This is a genomic window from Mesorhizobium sp. WSM4887 (genome assembly GCF_029625865.1).
Lineage (GTDB): Bacteria > Pseudomonadota > Alphaproteobacteria > Rhizobiales > Rhizobiaceae > Mesorhizobium.
The window spans coordinates 444,964-465,054 of record NZ_JARTVP010000004.1 but is presented as its reverse complement, the minus strand read 5'-3'; the positions used below and the strand labels follow the sequence as shown (position 1 = coordinate 465,054).

The window sequence follows — 20,091 nt, the reverse complement described above, 5'->3', positions numbered from 1 at the left end:
GAAGAGGCGTCTTCGGCAAATGAAACTCGCCACCTTCAACATCAACAACATCAACAGCCGGCTGGAAAACCTCTTGGCTTGGCTCGTCAAAGCCAAGCCCGACGTCGTCTGCCTGCAGGAACTGAAATCCCGCGACACGCAGTTTCCGCTGACCCGGCTGGCGAAGGCCGGTTATGGCGCGGTGTGGAAGGGCGAGCCGACCTGGAACGGCGTCGCCATCCTGGCTCGCGGCGCCGAGCCGGTGCTGACACGCGACGCGCTGCCCGGCGACGATGCCGACCGCCAGGCGCGCTACATCGAGGCGGCGGTCAACGGCATCGTGATTGCCTGCCTCTACGCGCCGAACGGCAATCCGCAGCCCGGGCCGAAATTCACCTACAAGCTCGCCTGGCACCAGCGCTTCGCGGCGCATGCGAGCGAATTGTTCGACACCGGCCTGCCGGTGGTGCTTGCCGGCGACTTCAACATTGTGCCCGAGCCGCGCGACATCTACGCCACCCGCTCCTATGACTACAACGCGCTGGTGCAGCCTGAAAGCCGCGCCGCCTTTGCGGCGCTGATCGATCAGGGCTGGACGGATGCGCTGCGCAAGGTCTTTCCGAAGGAGGAGAAGCTCTACACGTTCTGGGACTACCGCCGGAACCGCTGGCCGCGAGACGCCGGCTTACGGCTCGACCACATTCTGTTGTCGAAGAAGCTGGTGCGGAAGCTGAAAGGAGCGGGCATCGATCGGGAGGTGCGTGCCGAGGAAAATGCCAGCGACCATGCGCCGGTGTGGGTGGAGTTGGCGACCTGACCTTCTTCCACAACAAAGGGAGAAGATTACGTCAGCGCTGTCCCTCGCAAATAATGGCTGTGCAGCAACGACGGCTCGCGTTAGCTTTCGCAGGACTACGAGGGGACGCGGACCTTATGCTTTTCAGCTTGAGTATTTTTCTCCAGCCAACGCTCTCCCGCCGTGGCTGACAACGCCCTCGTTCTCTTCATCTCCGTCCTTGTCATCGCCGGCGCCATTGCCCTCATCGCGCTCGCTTTGCGCCGGCGGCGCAGGCGCCGCAGGGCGCGCGGCAGTGCCAATCCGGCCGGCGACTATGCACCCCGCACCGCCTGGGGTCCGACATCCGGCAAGCTGAACTTCTCATCCTTCGTCTTCATGGATGTCGACGGCGATGGAACCTATGGTCAGGCCGACCGCCCGATTGCCGGCATCGTGGTGCGGCTGTTCGACGAGTCCGGCCGCTTCATCGTCGCGGCGCGAAGCAACGCTGCCGGTTTTGCCAACTTCCCGATGTCGTCGAAGCGGCGCAGCGGCGTGATCCGCTCGCCTGGAACCTTTCGCTTTTCAGTCTCCGTGCCGCCCGGCTGGCGCGCCAGCGGCGCCAACGAGAACCAGTCTGTGCGCGTGACGGATGCGCCCGGCTCGCTTGTCGGTTTGGCCGGAGAGGGCCTGCCAAGGCCCGTCGGCCTTACCCCTGCGCGCATGGTGAGCGGCAGGACGCCGGCCGCGGCCACCGCAACCCTATCCGTGATGGGCAAGGGCCAGCTGCTCGAAAGCCACCCGCTCGGCGCGGCCACCACCTTCGGCTTCCCGCTCGCCGCCGAGGCCGATCAGGTCGCGATCGCCGGCGGCGGGTTCGACCGGCGCCTCGCGCTGTCGGCCTATCCGGCCGACCTCGGCTTACTTGCGTCCGGGGCGCTTCAGCCCGATGCGGCGCTCAGCACCATCGGCTTCGACGACATCACCACGCGCGGCCTGAGCAAGATTCCTTCCGGGTACGCCGGACTCGACTGGTACAATCTCAACGCCATGTCGCGTGACCACACCAGGAACAGCGAAGGCTACGTCAACGGCAACGTCTCGGGCGCCTATATCGCCTATACCAGCAGCGGCCATCCGGCAGAGTTCGGCCGTGCGGCGCCTTTCGGCTTCCATTCGGTGATGCTGAGCGCCGCATGGCTGCGCTCGGAAGGGGAGAGCGCGCTGGTCGAAAGCTGGCTGGGGGACGAGTTGATCGCGCGCGACGAGGTCACGCTGTCGGCGCTGGCGCCGGTTCAATACGCGCCGATGCTGAAGGCGGTGACGCGCGTGCGTCTGTCGACCAAACATCACTGGCAGATGGTGTTGGATGATCTCGTGCTGGCGCTCTGATGCATGTCGCCGAAGCGCGGCGGCTTACGAATGGGATATGTCAAAGACGAACTATGTCGCCCAGAGGATGCCGCAGCTTCGGGAGAAGAAGTGCATTAAAACAAGGAATTGCAGCGCGTTGCCTGAATTTCGGTGCAACGCGCTGTAATGGTCAGAAGGTGAGCGAAGTGGCGCCGTTGGCGGTGACTGCCGAAAGCCTGCCCTTCTTGACCAGCCTTGGTTTCTCATAGGTTTTCTTCACGGGAATGATCACGCGCCTTTAGGGCGTGCCCTCTATCGGTACGCTAATCAATGGTCCATTCAGGTCGAACCGTTGACGAGCGAAATACCGCCTGCGACGGTCGCCGACAGCTTGCCTTTGCGGACAAGGCTCGGCTTCTCATAGGTCTTCTTCATGATTTCCCCCTTATTGCTGTCTCAAAATCGTTTAGGCCGGTGGCGGCACCTCTGTCGATGGTGCCAACTGCGCAGTAACTGCCGAAAGCCGACCTCTCTTTACCAGGCAAGGCTTCTCGTAAATCTTCTTCATGCTGTGGCTCTCCTGAAAATCCCGGGCGGATAATGTCATAAGAGCGTTTGCTGTCAACCAGCGCGGGTAGTCGAGCTTGTTATTCTTGGGGAGTGTGGCTTTCTGCTCACGTGCCGCTTGTTTATGGAGCGAAAGACATCACGCTTCGGTTCTGAGCATCGGGATATTGGCCGGCCGGCTGAGTAAAGCCGAAATTCGGCCGGCGGCGGGATTGAAGAAGTCACGCCGCGCCAAAGCACGTTTACCTTTCTTCGTGTGATCTCTTGCACTTAGCCTCGGCGAAAAGCTCGGCTAGAATGGCCGATGCGCCTTCCGCCAGTTGGAGTGGAGGCGCCTGGGGGATGCCGATGAAAAGATCGACCGACAGGCTGTTGGCGCTGGCGATGCTCGTCGTCGGCTTCGCTTGCTTCGCCAAGCTTTATCTGGCGCTGGGGGGCAAGCCCCCGGCCACGACGAGCGCCGGGATCTTCGGCGCGGCGGGCATGCTTTCGATTCTCGCCGGGCTTTCGTTCCTTGCCGGCCTGCTGCCGGGCGCGCCAAGGCATGAGCCTTCGGCGCCGCTGTTCGGCCGCGACGCTGCGACCGTGCCGGCCGGGCGTCCGCGGCTGCGCCGCATCGCGCTTGCCGTGCCGCTCATTGCCCTTGTCGTCATCCTCGCCGACCAGTTCGGCCGGTGGCGGGAAACAGGGGGCGATGCGGCCGCGCCGGCCAGGGAAGTCGCCTTCGCTCCGGCAGAGCCTGGGACCGAGCCGGCCTCTGCGCCTGTCGCGCCGGCGCCCACGGCCGCATCGTCCGAGCCGGCGGCCGCTCCGCCGCAGCCCGCCGCACCGGCGCAGCCTGCAACCACGCCGGCCCGGCAGACCGCGCTGGCGCCGGCCACGCCGCCGCAGACGCTGGCGCCGCCTCGGCCACCGCCCCCAGCCCAGCCGACCGCGCCGGAAGGCCACCGCGATGCCGTCGTCTGGCTGGCGGTGTCGGCCGACGGCCACCAGATCATGAGCGCCAGCACCGATCGCATGATCAAGCTCTGGGATATCGACGGCAAGCGGCTGATCCGCGACCTCGGCGTCCACAAGGACATGGCGCGCAGCGCGCTCTTCATGCCCGACGGCAGAAGCGCGCTCACCGCCGGCGACGACGGCGAGATCGTGCTGCGCCAGCTTTCCGATGGCACAGTGCTGCATGTCTTCTCGTCCGGAGCGAACGGCGGCGTCCGGCAACTGAAGATCAGCCCCGACGGCAAGCTCGCCGTCAGCGGCCACGACACCGGTTCCGTCGTCGTCTGGGATTTGCAGAAAGGCACGGTGCTGCATGTCCTGCCGGGCCACGATTGGTCGGTGAGTTCCGTCGCCATCTCGCCAGATGGCGCCAGGGCGCTCACCGGCAGCATCGACGGCGAACTGAAGCTCTGGGACATCCCTGCGGGCAAGCAGCTGCGCAGCTGGCACGGCCACGATCGCGGCGCCTATGGCGCGCTCTTCCTGGCCGACGGCCACCATGCGGTGACCGGCAGTGGCGACTACACGATAAAACTCTGGGACCTCGACACCTTCAAGGAGGTGCGCCGCTTCGACGGCCACTCCGGCACCGTCTATGCGCTCGCCTTATCGGCCGACGGCAAACGGCTCGGCTCCGCCTCGCTCGACGGCACGGCGCGGATCTGGAATATGGATACGGGCGCCGAGATCGCCGAGTTCGACCCCGGCACCGGGCCCATCTACTCGGTCGCCTTCGCCGCCGCCGGCACGCTTTTGACCGGCGGCATCGACCGCACCATCCGCAACTGGCCGGCGGCAGGAGGGGAGGGCACGGTGCTGTTCGCCGGGGCGCCGCAGTAGCAAAGTAGGAGACTGGCGACAGCTTGGGCGACATCCAATCTCCCCCCTTTGCGGGGGAGATGCCCAACAGGGCAGAGGGGCAAGCGAAGGAATGTGGCCTGTCTGAAGAAAGCCTGTACAAGTATTGTCCAAGCAGCCATCGTCACCATGTGAGCAACACTGCCGAATCCATCTATTTTGTCCTGCAGGAGATCGATCCTGCGACCGGTTCGGCGGTCGCCGAAGCCCGAATTCGCGTCTCAGACCTGGAAGAGCTTCGCGCGGTTCTGGCGTGCGACAGTCCACAGCTATCCGGTTCATGGCATTTGGACCCGGACGACCTCGAGCGACTTGGCGCGATATGCATTCCACCTCGCGAGCTTGATCGAAGGCTCAACCGCATCGAGTCCTGGCATCCAATCCGTGAGGTCCCGTATCTCGTTCATACGAATTTCGAGCTGCCGCTGATGCTGGAAGGTCGCAAGCCGCTGGCAGTCTTCCATGACGCTTATCCGGCGGAATGGCTGTCGGAAACGTTGGCTCGCCTCGACCCGTTTGTGCGCTCGGGCCGGTTGGTGCGTCATGTCATCGATACTCCCTTTACCGAAGCCGAGCACGCCCGTTTCCCCGACTTCCAAGGGTGGCGGCGCGCCTTCTTCTCACTCCCCGGGGAGGAGTGGCGGATAGACGCGTTTCTGCTGTTATTGAAAGTGTTCGCCAAAACCGGCTGGAACGAAGCTCTCGAGCGGATGGAGGGCTCGCTTCTCGGCTATGAAGATTGGCAGAACGACTGGTGGATCGAACGCAAGTCAAAACACCGAACTAGCACCTGTTCGATCGTCTGAATTGTCTGCAGGACAGCGCCGCCTCTGGCTTGCCGGCCATGTCCCCGACCTTTGGGGAGATCAGCAGATCGGCTACGGCGCCCTCCCTGCAACGTCGGCGGTTTGGCAAAAGCTTGCGCGACATCCAATCTCCCTCCTTGCGGGGGAGATGCCCGGCAGGGCAGAGGGGGGTGTGACGGATCGCGGCTTACGAATTTCGAGCCAACCTTCGCCGGACGAGTGATTGCTGACAAGAGGTTCGCCAAGCCATGAATATAGTCGAAGCCTCGATCGCCGACCTGCGCCGCGCGCTGGAAGACGGCACAGTCACAAGCGTCGAGCTCACCGGCGCGTACCTGCGGCGCATCGCCCATTACGACCGCCACGGCATAGCGCTGAACGCCGTGCCCATCCTCAATCCAAAGGTGTTCGAGGAGGCGGCAGCTTCCGACCGCCGACGCCGCGCGGGCAAAACGCTTGGACCGCTGGACGGCATCCCCTACACCGCCAAGGACAGCTACAAGGTGAAAGGCCTGACGGTCGCGGCCGGCTCGCCGGCCTTCGAGCATCTGATCGCCAGCGAGGACGCCTTCACGATTGCCCGGCTGCGCGCCGCGGGCGCGGTGCTCATCGGCCTCACCAACATGCCGCCGATGGCCAATGGCGGCATGCAGCGCGGCGTCTATGGTCGCGCCGAGAGCCCCTACAACAAGGATTATCTCACCGCCGCCTTCGCCTCCGGCTCGTCGAACGGCTCGGGGACGGCGACGACCGCGTCCTTCGCCGCCTTCGGGCTCGGCGAAGAAACCTGGTCGTCCGGCCGCGCGCCCGCCTCCAACAACGCGCTGGTCGCCTACACGCCGTCGCGCGGCGTGATCTCGGTACGCGGCAACTGGCCGCTGGTGCCGACCATGGATGTGGTGGTGCCGCATACGCGGAGCGTGCCGGACATGCTGGAGCTGCTCGACGTCATCGTCGCCGACGATCATGACACGCGCGGCGACTTCTGGCGCGTGCAGCCCTGGGTTTCGATCCCGAAGGCATCAGCGCTGAGGCCGACGAGCTATACCGGACTTCCCCTGCAAGGCGCGCTTGAGGGCAAGCGGCTCGGCGTGCCGAAAATGTATATCGGCAAGGATCTCGGCGCCGGCCGGCCGATCGAGACGCGCGCCTCGGTGCTGGAGCTCTGGCGGCAGGCCGCGCATGACCTGCAGGCGCTCGGCGCCGAGGTGGTCGAGGTCGATTTCCCCGTCGTATCGAACTATGAGCGCGACCGTCCGGGCGCGCGCTCCATGGTTGATCGCGGCCTGGTGCCGGAGGAATTTGCAAACCGCGAGATCTGGGACCTGTCAATCTGGTCGTGGGACGATTTCCTGCGCGCCAATGCTGATCCTGCGATTCCCGATCTCGCCTCGGTCGATGGCCCGAAAATCTTTCCACAGCCGCCGGGTACGCTGCCCGACCGCTATGGCGACGACGGCTTCGACCTGGCGGACTATGTCGAGCGGGCGAAGAACGGGGTGAGCCCGCTCGAGGCCATCCCCACCATTGTGGACGGGCTGAAGGGGCTGGAAGAGACGCGCCGCATCGACTTCGAGGACTGGCTCGACGCCAACCGCCTCGACGCCGTGGTGCTGCCGGCCGTCGCCGATGTCGGCCCGGCCGATGCGGATGTCAACGAGGCCTCCGCCGATCTTGCCTGGCGCAACGGCACCTGGGTCGCTAACGGCAATCTGGTCTGGCGGCATCTCGGCATCCCGACGGTGACGGTGCCGATGGGCACCATGGCCGATATCGGCATGCCGGTCGGCCTCACCTTCGCCGGCAAGGCCTATGACGACGTGGCGCTGCTGATGATGGCCGGCGGCTACGAGCGCGCCACCAAGCGCCGCACCCTCCCGCCACGCACGCCGCCGCTGGCGGATGATGTGTTTGCAGCGGGCAGGGGAGCGGCGGGTGCTGGCGACGCGCCGCTTGCTCTGGCGCTGAGCGCCGAGACGATCCATGCCGGCGACAGCGACGAAATCGCGATCACACTCGAGATCGATGCAGACGACGCAGGACTGGATACGGCAGCCGTGAAAGTCCACGTCAACGGCGAACCGGTCACCATGCGGGGAAGCGGCAACCGCCACACCGGCCGGATCGTCGTGCCGGCTTCGACACACGAGGGCTTTCACAGCGTCTGGCGCGGCGCTTACGGCTCGATCGTCACGGCGATCGTGAGCCTGGCGGACGGGCGGAGCGTCGGCGCTTATGTGGTGACGGGCGGGATTGGCTGAGGCGCCGAAATCGCCGATCTCCCCACACCAGGGGGACCACGCTCGTCGCGGTCCTTGACCCACCCCCCACCTCCGCTATCTTCGCGCCCATGCCAGACACCGCTCCCTCGGCCGCCGCTCCGCTGATCGTCATCGACCTCCAGACCGGCATGTTCGACGGCCGTTTCGATCCGCCGATCCATGATGCCGACGTCATTGCCGAGCGCGCGCGAAAATTGATCGATTGGGCGCGCAAAACCGGCCGCAAGGTGGCCTTCGTGCGTCATGACGGGCCGGCGGGGGATCCGCTGGCACCGGGCGCTTCCGGCTGGCCGGTATGGCCGCAGCTCGGCCAGGCGGCCGGCGAACCGACCTTCGGCAAGAGCGTCGGCAATGCCTTCTCCAACGCCGATCTCGGGCAGTGGGTCGCGGGGCAGGGCGTTCGCGACGTGGTGCTCATCGGCGCCCAGAGCGATTTCTGCGTTGCCGCCACGGTGAAAGGCGCTCTTGCCCAGGGCCTCGGCGTCACCGTCGTTTCGGATGCGCATTCGACGCTCGATTCCGAGGAGGAGAAAGCGCCCGACATCATCGTCCGGCACAACAAAGCCTTCGCCGAGCAGGGCGCGCGGCTGACGACGACCGCGGCGCTGATTGGGGGCTGAGGGCTTGGCTCCTCCTTCTTCCTTGTGGGAAGAACGTGTCGCCGAAGGCGACGGATGAGAAGGGAAAACCAACCAAGGAGCGCTCATGCCAATTCCCTCCCTGCCTGCCGAAGGTGGCTGCCGCTGCGGCCGCGTGCGCCTCAGGATCTCCGCCAAGCCGCTGCTCACCATGGCCTGCCATTGCACCGGCTGCCAGAAGATGTCGTCGAGCGCTTATTCGCTGAGCGCCGCCATTCCCGCGGATGGCTTCGAGATCACCAAGGGCGAGCCGGTGATCGGCGGCCTGCGCGGCGCTTCGAAGCACTATTTCTGCGGCTACTGCATGAGCTGGATGTTCACCCGGCCGGAGGGGCTCGACTGGTTCGTCAACCTGCGCCCGACCATGCTGGACGACCCCGCCTGGTTCACGCCTTTCGTCGAGACCTGGACCAGCGAGAAGCTGCCCTGGGCCGAGACGCCCGCCCTGCACAGCTACGCGGCCTTGCCGGCCTTCGAGGAATATGACGGGCTGGTCGCGGAATACGCCAAGTCCCAGGCCTGATGGCCAAAAACAAAACGGCGACCCGGGTCAGATCGCCGTTCAGTACAAGGTCGACGCGGCCGTTGGGGGCGACATTGTTGGGGATGTGCTTGGGCGTCCGCGTCGACCAAGGCGGCCTCGTACCGCAGCCTGGACTATGGCATGTTTTTCTCGTGCCGAAACTTCCGCGATAGCGGAATAGGCAGGCGACAGGGACTTCCCCACCGCCGCTTGGAATTAAGGTTAACGGCGGCGCAGGCGATCGGGCGCGCGATCTGCCAACCGCGGGTGACAGAGAACTTCGGCGAAACACTTTCTATCCCGATCCGCATTGACCTCTGCCTGCCGAGGGACGACGACTGATGCATCATTGCTGATGGATTGCATCTTGCCCCGCTTTCTCAACGCAAAACTCGCCGACGGCTCCCTGGCCGACCTCACCGTCGCCGGCGGCCGCTTCAGCGCCATCACGCCCGCCGCCAATGCCGCCGGCGCGCCGCCAGGCGCCGTCGACCTCGCCGGCCAGCTCGTGCTGCCGGCCTTCATCGAGGGCCACATCCATCTCGACACCTCCTTCTATGGCGATGTCTGGCGCCCGCACATTCCCTGCACCAACGGCTTCGACGTGCGCGAGCGGGTCGCCTTCCAGATGCGGAACCTCGAGCAGGCCGCGCCGATGGACGAGCGCGCGAAAAACCAGCTCGAGCTTTGCGTTGGCAATGGCAGCCTTGCGATGCGCAGCCATGTCATGGTCGACGCCGCGGTCGGGCTGAAACATGTCGAGACGATCCTTGCCGTGCGCGAAAAATATCGCGAGCTGATCGACATCCAGCTCGTCGCCTTCCCGCAAAGCGGCATCCAGTCGTCGCCCGGCACCGCCGAGCTTCTGGACGAGGCTTTGAAGCTCGGCTGCGATCTGATCGGCGGGCTGGACCCGGCAAGCTTCGACCGCGATGTGAAGAGCCATCTCGACGTCGTCTTCGGCCTTGCCGAAAAACACGGCGCCGGAATCGATATCCACCTGCATGACGGCGGCACCCTCGGCCTGTTCGAGATCGAGGACATCGCCGCGCGGAGCACGGCACTGGGCATGCAAGGCAAAGTCGCTGTCAGCCACGCCTATGCGCTGGGCGACATTTCCGCCGACGCGCTGGCCAAAGCCGGCGAGCTGCTCGCCGCCTCCGGCGTCGCCATCATGACCAACGCGCCCGGCAACCATCCTTTCCCGCCGGTGGCGGCATTGCGCAAGGCGGGCGTCACGGTCTTTGCCGGCTCCGACAACATCCGCGATTCCTGGTGGCCCTACGGCGATGGCGACATGCTGAACCGCGCCAACATGATCGGCTACCGCTCCGGCTTCTACGAGGATTGCGAGTTGGAAGCCGCCTACGACGTGGTGAGCCATGCCGGCGCCAGGGCGCTAGGGCTCGAAGGCTATGGCATCGCCGTCGGCGCCAAGGCCGATTTCGTCGCGCTCAGGGCCGAGCATGTGCCGGAAGCGGTCGTGGCGGTGCCGAAGGAGCGGACCGTGTATCGCGCGGGCAGGGAAGTGGTCAGGGACGGGAAGGTGGTCGATCGGGCCGGCCTCACCGGGCTGCGATCCACCGGCCTGCGATCTGCTTGACAGTCCGATAGCCGTACCGCATTTTTCCGGCGAGGCAGGGGAGATTTCGCCATGAAGAAAGAATATTCGAAGCCGACGTTCGTCCGCAAAGGCCGGCTCTCGGCGCAGACCGCGCAGCAATTTCCTTCCGGCGCTACGGACTAACACCTGACGCCTATCTTGACGGACAAGGCAATCAGTAATTGTGCGCCCGTTATTGCCGGCAGCGCCGCCTGTTGGCGCTCGCCTCTAGTGCCGCGACGTCGAAACCCAATTTAATTCGCACACAAATGTTTCAGGCCGCTTCGGCTTCGTGAAGCATTTCACCGTCTGCGCGCAATCGCCTGGTTACAGACGCACCTCAAAAGCGGCGCCCGGAGGGCGGCCGCCAACTCTGCCGCTGCTTTGTGGAGGTTGCGATGTTTAAGAGCCTTAACCGAATCCGCGCCGCGTTCGCGCAGGCGAGCAGGCGCCGCAGGACGACGCGCGAGCTGAACGAACTGCCGCCGGAGATCCGTAAGGACATCGGATGGCCCGATTCCGCCCGGGACGACGAGATTCGATTGCCTTTCTAGAGCAATTTCAGGAAAAGTGTGAAGCGGTTTTCCGTCCAAAATTGCGTCAAAACAAAGAGATAGGACATTTCGCCGTTTCCGTGAAACGGTGAAACGTCCTAATGCCTGTCGCCCAAGAGTGCGGAGCGGTTTTTTGGGATAAGGGCATGCGTCGAAGCAAAGCCTCGGCCTGCGGTGACGTGATGCTGGCAGCACGGGACGACGAACGCGCCGTCCGTGCTGCCTGGCCGGACGGTCAGCCGGCGGGCTTGTAGGCGCCGGCAGCCTTGTTGGCGACCGCGAGCACCGCTTTCATGTCGAGTTCTTCGAGGACGACCAGCTCGCTCAACGAGCCGCTCGCGCGCACGGCAAGGGCCATGCCCATCCCGGCGACCTGATCCGGCACCTCGCCATTGACGACGACGTCGTAAATGCCGCGCGTGAACATAAGGCTGCTCATCCTGCCACCGACGCTTTCAAAGACCGCCTGGACTGCAGCTTCGCGGTTCGATCCCTGCATCAGCCCTTTGGCCGCATGGGGTTCGTACTTTGCCAGTATGGTGACCTTCATTGCTATCTCCTCCAAATATCATTGCCTCAGGCTGCTCATTGGGTTGAGCAGCCGAGGTTTGTTTCACTGACATTTGACCTGGTCACGGACCGCCTGGGCATTTTGGCCAACAGGCGGTTCAGCCGGAGCACGGCTTCGGCTTGCGACAATATGCGCCCATTCTAATATTGCGACAATCCCGCGATGAGCGGACCGCCGTCGTGCCTGATATCTCCATCAGGATACGTGGGCCAAATGTCGTCAGAGCGATGCGCCATGGCCGTTTTGTGTATTCACGCGACGGACGTGGCCTGATAATAGGTCAACCAACCTGACCTAAATTACTGAAATGAAGCACTGCGGGAGGTGCGCTTTGACCCTGTTGAATCTTCTGGCCTCGCGCTCCTCGCGCATGAAGGCCTCGGAAATCCGCGAGCTCCTCAAACTGCTTGATCAGCCCGACATCATCTCGTTCGCCGGCGGTATTCCCGATGCCTCGCTGTTTCCGGCCGAGGCCATCGGCGACGCCTATCAGGCCGTGCTCGGCGGCGCGGAAGCGGGGGCCGCGCTGCAATACCAGGTCAGCGAAGGTTTTCTGCCGCTGCGCAAATGGCTGGCCGGCTATATGGGCAGGCTCGGCATCCGATGCGACGAGGGCAACATCTTCATCACCTCCGGCTCGCAGCAGGCGCTCGACTATCTTGGCAAGCTGTTTCTGTCGCCGGGCGATACCGCGCTGGTCACCTGGCCGACCTATCTCGGCGCGCTGCAGGCCTTCAACGCCTACGAGCCGCGTTACGACCGGCTGAACATTGCCGGCGGCAACATGACGCCGGAGGCCTATCGCGCGGCAGCCGCGGGCAACGGCGGCAAGGTGAAATTCGCCTATCTGGTGCCGGATTTCGCCAACCCGACTGGCAACACGCTGGATAGCAAGCAGCGCGAGGCGGTGCTCGACCTCGCCGGCGAGCTCGACATCGCCGTCATCGAGGACGCCGCCTATCGGGCGCTGCGGTATGACGGCGAGGCGGTGCCGCCGATCCTGGCGCTGGATTGTGCCCGCTCGGGCGGCATCGACAATGCCCGCACGCTCTTTTGCGGCTCCTTCTCCAAGATCCTGTCGCCAGGCATGCGCGTCGGCTGGGTCTGCGCGCCGCGCCATGTGGTGGAAAAGCTGGTGCTGATGAAACAGGCCTCCGATCTGCACAGCCCGTCGATCAACCAGATGGTCATGCATCGCGTTGCCGAGACCATCTTCGACGCCCAGGTGGAGAAGCTGATCGGTGCCTATCGCCGTCGCCGCGACGCGCTGCTCGGCGCGCTCGAGGAAAACATGCCGGACGGCATTTCCTGGAGCCGGCCGGAAGGCGGCATGTTCGTCTGGCTGACGCTGCCCGAAGGCACTGACGCCACCGCGTTGCTGGCGCGTTCGGTAAAAGAGGCGCGCGTCGCCTTCGTGCCGGGCAACGCCTTTTATGCCGACGGCACTGGCCGCAACACGCTGCGCATGTCCTTCACGCTGGCCGACGACCGCGCGGTGGGCGAGGGCGTGCCGCGATTGGCGAAGCTGCTGAGGTAGCCAATTTCCTCAAAGAGAGATCGACAGCCGGCTATCACCTCCTTCTCGCGCAGGCGTGATTGGTAGTGCGCAGCCGTGATTATAGCCCCGCCGATTCTTCGGCTAGGGTCGCGGCCGATCCAACACCCCCTGGATCGGCAGGCAGCGAAGTCCCACCTTCAAGGCCTCAACGAAAGGGCCCCGACGGCTTCCACCGGCGGGGCTTTTTTGTGTCGGCGATCCGGCGCGAATCGAAACCGCCCTACTTGTTGCAGTTCTGCATGTTCGAGGTCGTATTGCCGCTGGCCGTGTTGTTGTCGGTATCGTTGGCGCCCGTATCCTTGCAGCGATCCTGCATGCCGGCCGGCTGGTTCGTCGAATTCGTGGAATTCATGGAATTCGTGGAATTCGTGGTGGTCGTATCCGTGCCAGGGGTTGTCGGCGTGGTGACCGTGGCACCGCCCGTCGCACTGCCCGAGGCGCCGCCAGTCGTGCCCGAGACGCCGCCCGAAACGCTGCCGCTGGCGTCGCCGCTCGCGCCGGCTGTCTGAGCCATGGCGCCCGAGGTCGCGAGCGCCAGGGTAAGAACGGAAGCTGCGAGAATCTTCTTCATCATCAGGAAATCTCCATTGGTTTGCATCGTTGACTAAGTTTCCAACGGAGCTTTCCAGGGGATGTTCCGGCTGAAAAAATTCGTGAAGAACCGCATAGCTCTGTTTTTCTGAGCCAACAGCGAGATCGGGTGGCGGCACTTTCAGGAAGGGCCGGCAAGGACAAATCGTGTCGCCCGGGTTGGCGAGAGGGGGGATAGTATACACGCATCGCCGCGCGTGACACTGGTCATCCGCAGTGCTCCGGATCCTCTCCTTGTAAGGGAGATCGGCAGCTCCAGCGCCTGCCGACCCGTCACGCAAAGTTGCTCGGCTCCGGCGCGCCTTTCGGATAGACTTTGGGCAATCCAAGTAGAAGGAGTGAAGCCATGACTTCGCGCCTCAGCCTGATTGGACTTGCCTTCGCTGCCTTCGCCACTCAGGCATCCGCCTTCGAGATCTCCAGCCCGTCGGTTTCCAACGACAAGTGGGACGCAAAATATCTCGGCGACAAGCCCGGATGCGGCGGCAAGAGCGTCTCGATCGCGCTTGCCTGGAAGGACCCGCCGGCGGGCACCAGGAGCTACGCGCTCACCATGTTCGATCCCGACGCCAACGACGGCAAGGGGTTCTGGCATTGGCTTGCCTGGAACATCCCGGCAAGCGCCAAGGGCCTCGCCGAAGGCGCCAGCTCCAAAGGCGGCAAGCGCCTGCCGAAGGGCACGGTGTCCGGCATGGGCGGCGTCGGTCGCACCGGCTATTTCGGCCCATGTCCGCCGCCCGGCAGCGGCACGCACCACTATGTCTTCACGCTCTATGCGCTGAGTGAGGCGAAGCTGCGCACGCCGGAAAATCCGTCGCCCGAAATGGTGTCGGTCGCGGCGAAGAGCCAGGCGCTGGCGGAGGCCAGTGTGACGTATACCTACGGGAGGTAGCTGATCTCCCCCCTCGAGGGGGGAGATGGCCGGCAGGCCAAAGCGGGTCGATGCGCGTAGCGCCGACGCCCGAAGAACAATAAGAGGGCAAGTTGGCGCATCATGCGCGCCGACCCTCTCTGTCGCCTTCGGCGACATCTCCCCCGCAAGGGGAGATCAGCAGCTCACTCCGCCGCTTGCAACCTGTCCTGCGTCTTCGTCTCGAAATCGCTGGCGTCGTGGCGCTCGTGCAACTGATAGGCCGGATCGCCGGAGATGCGGTTGACCATGCGGCCGCGCCTTACCGCCGGCCTGGCGTCGATCGCATCGGCCCAGCGCTGCACGTGCTTATATTCATGCACGGCGAGGAACTGCGCGGCATCGTTGTAGCTGCGGCCTTTGGCGAGCCCGCCATACCAGGGCCAGACCGCCATGTCGGCGATGGTGTAATCCGGCCCGGCGAGATACTCGCTTTCGGCCAGCCGCCGATCCAGCACGTCCATCTGCCGCTTGGTTTCCATGGCGAAGCGGTCGATGGCGTATTCGATCTTCTCCGGCGCATAGGCGTAAAAATGCCCGAAGCCGCCGCCGAGATAGGGCGCCGAGCCCATCTGCCAGAACAGCCACGAGAAGGTTTCGGCCCTCGCTGCACGCTCCGTCGGCAGAAACTCGCCGAATTTTTCCGCCAGATAGGTGAGGATCGAGCCCGACTCGAACACGCGCACCGGCTTCGGCTCGCTGCGGTCCATCAGCGCCGGGATCTTGGAGTTCGGGTTGACCTCGACGAAGCCCGAGCCGAACTGGTCGCCGTCATTGATGCGGATCAGCCAGGCGTCGTATTCGGCGCCCTTGTGGCCGCGCGCCAGCAACTCCTCCAGCATGATCGTCACCTTCTGGCCGTTGGGCGTGGCCAGCGAATAGAGCTGCAGCGGATGCTTGCCGACAGGCAATTCCTTCTCATGCGTCGGCCCGGCAACTGGCCGGTTGATGGAGGCGAAGGTGCCGCCATTCGGCTTGTTCCAGGTCCAGACTTTCGGCGGGTTGTACTGGTTCATCTCGGGAGGCCTTGTTGCTGGTGGGCGGATGCGGGGTTCGTTGGCGCAAGATTTAGGTGCGGTTGCGCGGGCGTCAAAGAAAAAAGTTCAAATTTCGTTGAACTAATGCTTGGGCCAGCAGCGCCCCGCCTTTTCCGTCAGGGACAGATGCCCTTGCACCGCGTCCCTTTGGCCATACTTATAGAAAAAGACCCGCAATTCAGGATCGACGATGACCATCGAAAAAATCTCGCGCTCCGTCGTGGCCGTGCGCGCCACGGTTCCGGACGACGCCTTCACCGCCAATGCGCTGGGCACGCGCCGTGAGGGCAGCGGCGTGGTGATCCGCGACAGCGGGCTGGTTCTCACCATCGGCTATCTCATCACCGAGGCCGAGGAGGTCTGGCTGACCGACCAGGACGGCCGCGTGGTTGCGGCGCATGCGCTGGCCTATGACCAGGAGACCGGCTTCGGCCTGGTGCAGGCGCTGGCGCCGCTCGGGCTGCCGGCAGTCAAGTTCGGCAATGCCAGGAAGGCCAATATCGGCGACGCCGTGACGCTTGCCGACGGCATCGGCCAGCAGGTCGACGCCCACATCGTCACCAAGCAGGAATTCGCCGGCTATTGGGAATATCTCATCGACGAGGCGATCTTCACCGCGCCGGCGCATCCGTCGTGGGGTGGTGCTGCGCTGTTCGACCGTGACGGCAAGCTGCTCGGCGTCGGCTCGCTGCGCCTGCAGATGAGCCGCGCCGGCGAGGTTGCCGACATCAACATGATCGTGCCGATCGACCTCCTGACGCCGATCCTCGACGATCTGATCAAGCGCGGCCAGGTCGCCAAGCCGCCGCGCCCGTGGCTCGGCGCCTTCTCGGCGGAGTCGAACGGCATGGTGGTGGTGATGAGCGTCGCCGAAGGTGGTCCCGCGGCAAAGGCTGGCCTTCGCCAAGGCGACATCATCTCCGACGTGCGCGACGGCGAGGTTGACGGTCTCGCCGACTTCTATCGAAAACTCTGGCAAAACCCGGCCGGCGCGGAAATTCCGTTGCGCGTCGTGCGCGACGGCCGTGAGACCTGGCTTCGCGTAAAATCGGCCGACCGCAACTCCTTCCTCAAGAAGCCGCAGCTGCAGTAACGTGCATCCAAGGCTGCTGAAGACCTTTCTCGCGATCGCGCGCACACGCAACGTCACGCGCGCGGCGGGCGAGCTCAATCTCGCGCAGTCGAGCGTCAGCGACCAGATCCAGTCGCTCGAGGCCGAGCTGGGCGCGACGCTGTTCACACGGTCGCGGCAAGGGCTGGACCTGACCCCGGCCGGCGAGGCGCTGCAAGCTTACGCCGAGGAATTGCTGGCGCTCGCCGACGACGCCCGGGCCGCCATCGATGCCACCAAGGCCGAGACGGCCGGCAGCCTGTCGATCGGCGCGCTCGAGACGATCGCTTCGGCAAAACTTCCCGGCTGGCTCGCCGATTTCCAGGCCGTTCATCCCGACATCGACATCAGGCTGAAAATCGCAGGCAGCGGCGAGTTGCGCCGCAGGCTGGGAGAGGGCGGGATCGACGTCGCCTTCTGCTTCGACAGACCGGGCGCCAGCGAGCCCGACGAGCGCTTCGCCAGGCGCCCCGTCGCGGCCGAGCCGCTGGTGCTGATCGCGCCGCCGGGCGAGAACCGGGCGGATGTCGATCTGGCGGAGCTTGCCGAAAAGCGTTTCGTCGCCACCGAAACCGGATGCGTCTACCGCGCCATGGTCGACACGGCCTTCACCGAGGCGGGCCTCGGCGGACCGAAGCTCGCGGCCGAGGCTGGCAGCATTGACGCCATCGCCGGCCTGGTGGCGGCCGGCGCAGGCTTCGGCCTTGTGCCGCGGCTGGCGGTCGCCGCGGCGCTCGATCGCGGCGAGGTGGCCGAGATCGCATGGCCGGGCCCGATCCGCTCGGCGGAGCTGGTCATGATCTGGCGGCGCCGGCGCGTCCAGCCGCCGGCGCTGAAGCTCTTGCTCGCGGCGATGGGCGAAAACTTCGCGATCGTCAGACCAGCCGCTGCCCGCCCTCGACATGCAGCGTCGTTCCCGTCGTAAAGCCGTTGCCCATCAGGAAGCGGATCGCGTCCGCAATGTCTTCCGGCCGTCCGACCCGTCCCGCCGGCGGGCGCTTCGCCATCGCGGCAAGCGTCTCGTCCTTCGCATCGCCGGCAACGAATTGCCAGATCGGCGTGTCGACCCAGCCGGGCGAGACGGCATTGACGCGGATCGGCGCCAGCTCGATGGCCAAGGCCCGCACCAGCCCTTCGAGCCCGGCGTTGACGGCCGCGACCACCGAGCCGCGCGCGGCCGGGCGGTAGGCGGCAATGCCGGAGACGAAGGTGAGCGAACCATTGGCCGAAAGTTTCGGCGCGCCATGCTTGGCCAACAGCAGCGGCCCGTAGAACTTGCTGTCGACAACCTTTTGCGCCGCCGAAAGCTCGATCTCGGGCAAAAGCCGGTAGGCGCCTTCGATATCGGCCGCCGTGCTGACGATATGCTCGAGCCGGCGCGCGAACAGCGCCGCGACCTCGGCCTCGCGGCTGATGTCTGCCATCGCCGTTGCCAGCGCGGCCGGGCGATCGAGCTCATCGCGCGCGGCGTTCAGCCTCGCTGCATTGCGCCAGGCGATGATGACGCCGGAGCCTTCGGCGAGGCAGCGCCTGGCAAGCGCCAGCCCCATGCCCGAACTGCCGCCGACGATCAGGATTTTTGTCTCGTCCATGTCCATGCCTTTCCTTTGCATGGACGGTGATGTGGCAAGCCGGCCGGCGGAGCGGAAACGGAAGAAACCGATAGTGTTATCGGAGAGTCCGATGGTTGGCTGGCGCGGCTTTATAATTCAGCCAGCAGGGCAGTCGGCGCGCGAAGGAACGCGGCCTTAAACTCCCCACGACTATAAGCGGCGACGACGACTCGACAGGATTGCGCGACAGCGCGCCCTCTGGCCTGCCGGCCGTCTCCCAACAAAGGGGAAGATCGGAGCCTCGGCTCACGCAAAAGAAGGAACACCGATGGCCCCCATCAAGGTCGACCCGAGCAAGGTCCACGAGTTCTCGGACGCTGAAAGCTTCTACGCCTGGCTCAGCCAAAACCACGCCGGCGAAAGCGAGGTCTGGATCAAGATCCACAAGGTTGGCTCTGGCCTTCCTTCGATCACGCCGAAGGAAGCGATCGACGTCGTGCTCTGCTTCGGCTGGATCGATGCGGTGCGCAAGTCGCTCGACGAGAAGAGCTTTCTGCAGCGCTACACGCCGCGCGGCAGGAAGAGCATCTGGAGCAGGATCAACGTCGACAACGTCGCGCGCTTGATCGAAGAGGGCCGCATGACGGAGCATGGCCTGCGCGAAGTCGAGGCGGCCAAAGCCGATGGCCGCTGGGACCGCGCCTATGGCGGCTCGAAAGAGATGACAATTCCGACCGACCTGCAGGCCGCGATCGATGCCGAACCGAAGGCCAAAGCGATGCTGGCAAAGCTTTCGGCGCAGAACCGTTTCGCGCTCGCCTTCCGCGTCCACAACATGAAGACCGAGGCGGGGCGCAAGAAGAAGATCGAGACGTTCGTCGAAATGCTGAAGCGCGGCGAGACGATCTATCCGCACAAGAAGTAGGGCACGATCCGGACCGGACGACCGCGCCAGCGACCCGGTAAGCAAAAACGCCGCCTTTGAGGGACGGCGTTTCCGGGAAGCGATGATCCCGAACCCTGTTGAAGCGGTCCGGGATCATCCGGTCATGAAGTCTTTGGCCAATTGCTGAAAAGCCAAAAGCCGGCGACGCGCCTTATGCGGCGAGCTTCTTGCCGTGCTTCTTGAGGGTGCGCTTCTTGGTGTGGTGCTTCACATGATGCTTCTTGGCGTGATGCTTCGAGTGCTTCTTCACGTGATGCTTGCGGGCGTGACGGCGAAGATGCTTGACGTGCTTCTTGTGCGGGCCGTTGGCGTCCGGCTTGGCCGTCTCGGTGGCCGCAGCCGGAGCCGCGGTGGTCGTCGTGGTCGCAGCCGTCGTGGTCGCGGCAGCGTTGGCTTCGGTAGTGCCGAGCGCCGGCACCGCGAAAGCAAGCGCGACCGCCAGGCCGAGAACGGAGAGAAGGGTCTTTTTCATAAGTCGGCATTCCTTTTTCGAAGATCGATATCAGGTTGTCGCTGGCCGTAGTTCGGCTGCTCCGGTGCCGCTTATGACAGCCGGTCTTTTCGCGAGTTTTTCCGGGCTGTTGAATCTTGTTTCCGGATTGTGTCTGGCGGGGAGGGGGCGCTTGCTGGTCAATTCGACCTGCCCCGGCTGGGTCGCGACATGGGCGATGCCGGCGGCCGCCCCGTCGCGCAAGGCGCGGCCGGCATCGTCTGCGCCGCAACCTTGCCCGACGGTCCGACCGGCGGCTTTTTAGCGATGGCAAGCGGCTGCCCTGGTGAAGGGACACCATGCTGCCCCCAACCTATCCGCATGCTACGAAAATAGCATTCCCGGCCAGCGAAATGTGATGCTAGGCTCGCGCCCGTGCACCCA

At 64.7% G+C, this 20,091-nt stretch carries 21 protein-coding genes and 1 pseudogene; 14 read left to right on the top strand and 8 right to left on the bottom strand.

Annotated elements, in window-relative coordinates; translation table 11 throughout:
- Positions 1-19: 19 nt before the first annotated feature.
- On the top strand, positions 20-796 hold the full coding sequence (locus P9230_RS19245) for an exodeoxyribonuclease III (RefSeq protein WP_278120505.1): 777 nt from the start codon (positions 20-22) through the stop codon (positions 794-796).
- A 162-nt stretch (positions 797-958) separates the two neighbouring features.
- Positions 959-2,149: a hypothetical protein gene (locus tag P9230_RS19240; RefSeq protein ID WP_278120449.1), complete on the top strand. Its 1,191-nt coding sequence runs from the start codon at positions 959-961 to the stop codon at positions 2,147-2,149.
- A 151-nt stretch (positions 2,150-2,300) separates the two neighbouring features.
- On the opposite strand, the gene P9230_RS19235 is transcribed toward P9230_RS19240, so the two are convergent.
- The 3 genes and pseudogenes from P9230_RS19235 to P9230_RS19225 form a co-directional block, all read right to left on the bottom strand.
- Positions 2,301-2,390: a lasso RiPP family leader peptide-containing protein gene (locus P9230_RS19235; RefSeq protein ID WP_164746769.1), complete on the bottom strand. Its 90-nt coding sequence runs from the start codon at positions 2,388-2,390 to the stop codon at positions 2,301-2,303.
- Between the two features lie 59 nt (positions 2,391-2,449).
- Entirely contained in the window at positions 2,450-2,545 is a 96-nt protein-coding gene (locus P9230_RS19230) for a putative RiPP precursor (RefSeq protein ID WP_278120447.1), read from the bottom strand.
- A 70-nt stretch (positions 2,546-2,615) separates the two neighbouring features.
- Positions 2,616-2,678: pseudogene (locus P9230_RS19225) on the bottom strand (putative RiPP precursor); the annotation flags it as partial.
- Positions 2,679-3,025: 347 nt separating this feature from the next.
- Here P9230_RS19225 and P9230_RS19220 point away from each other — a divergent pair.
- From P9230_RS19220 to P9230_RS19190, 7 genes are all read left to right on the top strand, one after another.
- Entirely contained in the window at positions 3,026-4,516 is a 1,491-nt protein-coding gene (locus P9230_RS19220) for a WD40 repeat domain-containing protein (protein WP_278120445.1), read from the top strand.
- Positions 4,517-4,539: 23 nt separating this feature from the next.
- Positions 4,540-5,340: a hypothetical protein gene (locus P9230_RS19215; RefSeq protein ID WP_278120443.1), complete on the top strand. Its 801-nt coding sequence runs from the start codon at positions 4,540-4,542 to the stop codon at positions 5,338-5,340.
- Between the two features lie 248 nt (positions 5,341-5,588).
- Positions 5,589-7,601 carry an amidase gene (locus tag P9230_RS19210; RefSeq protein ID WP_278120440.1) on the top strand — a complete coding sequence of 671 codons (2,013 nt, stop codon included), beginning with the start codon at positions 5,589-5,591 and terminating at the stop codon, positions 7,599-7,601.
- Positions 7,602-7,690: 89 nt separating this feature from the next.
- Positions 7,691-8,242 carry an isochorismatase family protein gene (locus P9230_RS19205; RefSeq protein WP_127246774.1) on the top strand — a complete coding sequence of 184 codons (552 nt, stop codon included), beginning with the start codon at positions 7,691-7,693 and terminating at the stop codon, positions 8,240-8,242.
- A gap of 85 nt (positions 8,243-8,327) precedes the next feature.
- Positions 8,328-8,783, top strand: coding sequence for a GFA family protein (locus P9230_RS19200; protein WP_067322530.1), 456 nt, complete (start codon positions 8,328-8,330; stop codon positions 8,781-8,783).
- A gap of 355 nt (positions 8,784-9,138) precedes the next feature.
- A complete protein-coding gene (locus P9230_RS19195) occupies positions 9,139-10,386 on the top strand; it encodes an amidohydrolase family protein (RefSeq protein ID WP_127246776.1) in 1,248 nt (415 codons plus the stop codon).
- A 398-nt stretch (positions 10,387-10,784) separates the two neighbouring features.
- Positions 10,785-10,940 carry a DUF1127 domain-containing protein gene (locus P9230_RS19190; RefSeq protein WP_095801385.1) on the top strand — a complete coding sequence of 52 codons (156 nt, stop codon included), beginning with the start codon at positions 10,785-10,787 and terminating at the stop codon, positions 10,938-10,940.
- A gap of 235 nt (positions 10,941-11,175) precedes the next feature.
- On the opposite strand, the gene P9230_RS19185 is transcribed toward P9230_RS19190, so the two are convergent.
- Entirely contained in the window at positions 11,176-11,490 is a 315-nt protein-coding gene (locus P9230_RS19185) for a GYD domain-containing protein (RefSeq protein WP_095801384.1), read from the bottom strand.
- 328 nt (positions 11,491-11,818) lie between these two features.
- On the opposite strand from P9230_RS19185, the gene P9230_RS19180 reads away from it, so the two are divergent.
- A complete protein-coding gene (locus tag P9230_RS19180) occupies positions 11,819-13,048 on the top strand; it encodes a PLP-dependent aminotransferase family protein (RefSeq protein ID WP_278120437.1) in 1,230 nt (409 codons plus the stop codon).
- A 241-nt stretch (positions 13,049-13,289) separates the two neighbouring features.
- Here the strand turns inward: P9230_RS19180 and P9230_RS19175 are convergent, their stop codons facing one another.
- On the bottom strand, positions 13,290-13,643 hold the full coding sequence (locus tag P9230_RS19175; RefSeq protein ID WP_095824669.1) for a hypothetical protein: 354 nt from the start codon (positions 13,641-13,643) through the stop codon (positions 13,290-13,292).
- Between the two features lie 363 nt (positions 13,644-14,006).
- Here P9230_RS19175 and P9230_RS19170 point away from each other — a divergent pair, with 363 nt between their 5' ends.
- Positions 14,007-14,552, top strand: a complete 546-nt coding sequence (locus P9230_RS19170) for a YbhB/YbcL family Raf kinase inhibitor-like protein (RefSeq protein WP_127240615.1) — start codon at positions 14,007-14,009, stop codon at positions 14,550-14,552.
- Positions 14,553-14,716: 164 nt separating this feature from the next.
- On the opposite strand, the gene yghU is transcribed toward P9230_RS19170, so the two are convergent.
- The gene (gene yghU / locus P9230_RS19165) at positions 14,717-15,586 is read right to left on the bottom strand and encodes a glutathione-dependent disulfide-bond oxidoreductase (protein WP_095801381.1); all 870 of its coding nucleotides are present in this window, start codon (positions 15,584-15,586) and stop codon (positions 14,717-14,719) included.
- A 211-nt stretch (positions 15,587-15,797) separates the two neighbouring features.
- On the opposite strand from yghU, the gene P9230_RS19160 reads away from it, so the two are divergent.
- Positions 15,798-16,700, top strand: a complete 903-nt coding sequence (locus P9230_RS19160) for a S1C family serine protease (RefSeq protein WP_278120435.1) — start codon at positions 15,798-15,800, stop codon at positions 16,698-16,700.
- A gap of 1 nt (position 16,701) precedes the next feature.
- Entirely contained in the window at positions 16,702-17,643 is a 942-nt protein-coding gene (locus tag P9230_RS19155; RefSeq protein ID WP_278120433.1) for a LysR family transcriptional regulator, read from the top strand.
- Here P9230_RS19155 and P9230_RS19150 read toward each other — a convergent pair.
- Positions 17,594-18,316 (bottom strand): SDR family oxidoreductase, encoded by a 723-nt coding sequence (locus tag P9230_RS19150; RefSeq protein WP_278120431.1) that lies wholly within the window; start codon positions 18,314-18,316, stop codon positions 17,594-17,596. The two genes, P9230_RS19155 and P9230_RS19150, sit on opposite strands and share 50 nt — an antisense overlap.
- A 283-nt stretch (positions 18,317-18,599) precedes the next feature.
- On the opposite strand from P9230_RS19150, the gene P9230_RS19145 reads away from it, so the two are divergent.
- Positions 18,600-19,196, top strand: coding sequence for a YdeI/OmpD-associated family protein (locus tag P9230_RS19145; protein WP_278120430.1), 597 nt, complete (start codon positions 18,600-18,602; stop codon positions 19,194-19,196).
- 172 nt (positions 19,197-19,368) lie between these two features.
- Here the strand turns inward: P9230_RS19145 and P9230_RS19140 are convergent, their stop codons facing one another.
- Positions 19,369-19,689 (bottom strand): hypothetical protein, encoded by a 321-nt coding sequence (locus tag P9230_RS19140; RefSeq protein ID WP_278120428.1) that lies wholly within the window; start codon positions 19,687-19,689, stop codon positions 19,369-19,371.
- Positions 19,690-20,091: the final 402 nt, after the last annotated feature.

Coding starts and splice junctions, on each gene's coding strand:
- P9230_RS19245 (WP_278120505.1), top strand. CDS start 20: ATGAAACTCGCCACCTTCAACATCAACAACATCAACAGCCGGCTGGAA.
- P9230_RS19230 (WP_278120447.1), bottom strand. CDS start 2,545: ATGAAGAAGACCTATGAGAAGCCGAGCCTTGTCCGCAAAGGCAAGCTG.
- P9230_RS19220 (WP_278120445.1), top strand. CDS start 3,026: ATGAAAAGATCGACCGACAGGCTGTTGGCGCTGGCGATGCTCGTCGTC.
- P9230_RS19210 (WP_278120440.1), top strand. CDS start 5,589: ATGAATATAGTCGAAGCCTCGATCGCCGACCTGCGCCGCGCGCTGGAA.
- P9230_RS19205 (WP_127246774.1), top strand. CDS start 7,691: ATGCCAGACACCGCTCCCTCGGCCGCCGCTCCGCTGATCGTCATCGAC.
- P9230_RS19200 (WP_067322530.1), top strand. CDS start 8,328: ATGCCAATTCCCTCCCTGCCTGCCGAAGGTGGCTGCCGCTGCGGCCGC.
- P9230_RS19195 (WP_127246776.1), top strand. CDS start 9,139: ATGGATTGCATCTTGCCCCGCTTTCTCAACGCAAAACTCGCCGACGGC.
- P9230_RS19190 (WP_095801385.1), top strand. CDS start 10,785: ATGTTTAAGAGCCTTAACCGAATCCGCGCCGCGTTCGCGCAGGCGAGC.
- P9230_RS19185 (WP_095801384.1), bottom strand. CDS start 11,490: ATGAAGGTCACCATACTGGCAAAGTACGAACCCCATGCGGCCAAAGGG.
- P9230_RS19180 (WP_278120437.1), top strand. CDS start 11,819: ATGAAGCACTGCGGGAGGTGCGCTTTGACCCTGTTGAATCTTCTGGCC.
- P9230_RS19175 (WP_095824669.1), bottom strand. CDS start 13,643: ATGATGAAGAAGATTCTCGCAGCTTCCGTTCTTACCCTGGCGCTCGCG.
- P9230_RS19170 (WP_127240615.1), top strand. CDS start 14,007: ATGACTTCGCGCCTCAGCCTGATTGGACTTGCCTTCGCTGCCTTCGCC.
- yghU (WP_095801381.1), bottom strand. CDS start 15,586: ATGAACCAGTACAACCCGCCGAAAGTCTGGACCTGGAACAAGCCGAAT.
- P9230_RS19160 (WP_278120435.1), top strand. CDS start 15,798: ATGACCATCGAAAAAATCTCGCGCTCCGTCGTGGCCGTGCGCGCCACG.
- P9230_RS19150 (WP_278120431.1), bottom strand. CDS start 18,316: ATGGACATGGACGAGACAAAAATCCTGATCGTCGGCGGCAGTTCGGGC.
- P9230_RS19145 (WP_278120430.1), top strand. CDS start 18,600: ATGGCCCCCATCAAGGTCGACCCGAGCAAGGTCCACGAGTTCTCGGAC.
- P9230_RS19140 (WP_278120428.1), bottom strand. CDS start 19,689: ATGAAAAAGACCCTTCTCTCCGTTCTCGGCCTGGCGGTCGCGCTTGCT.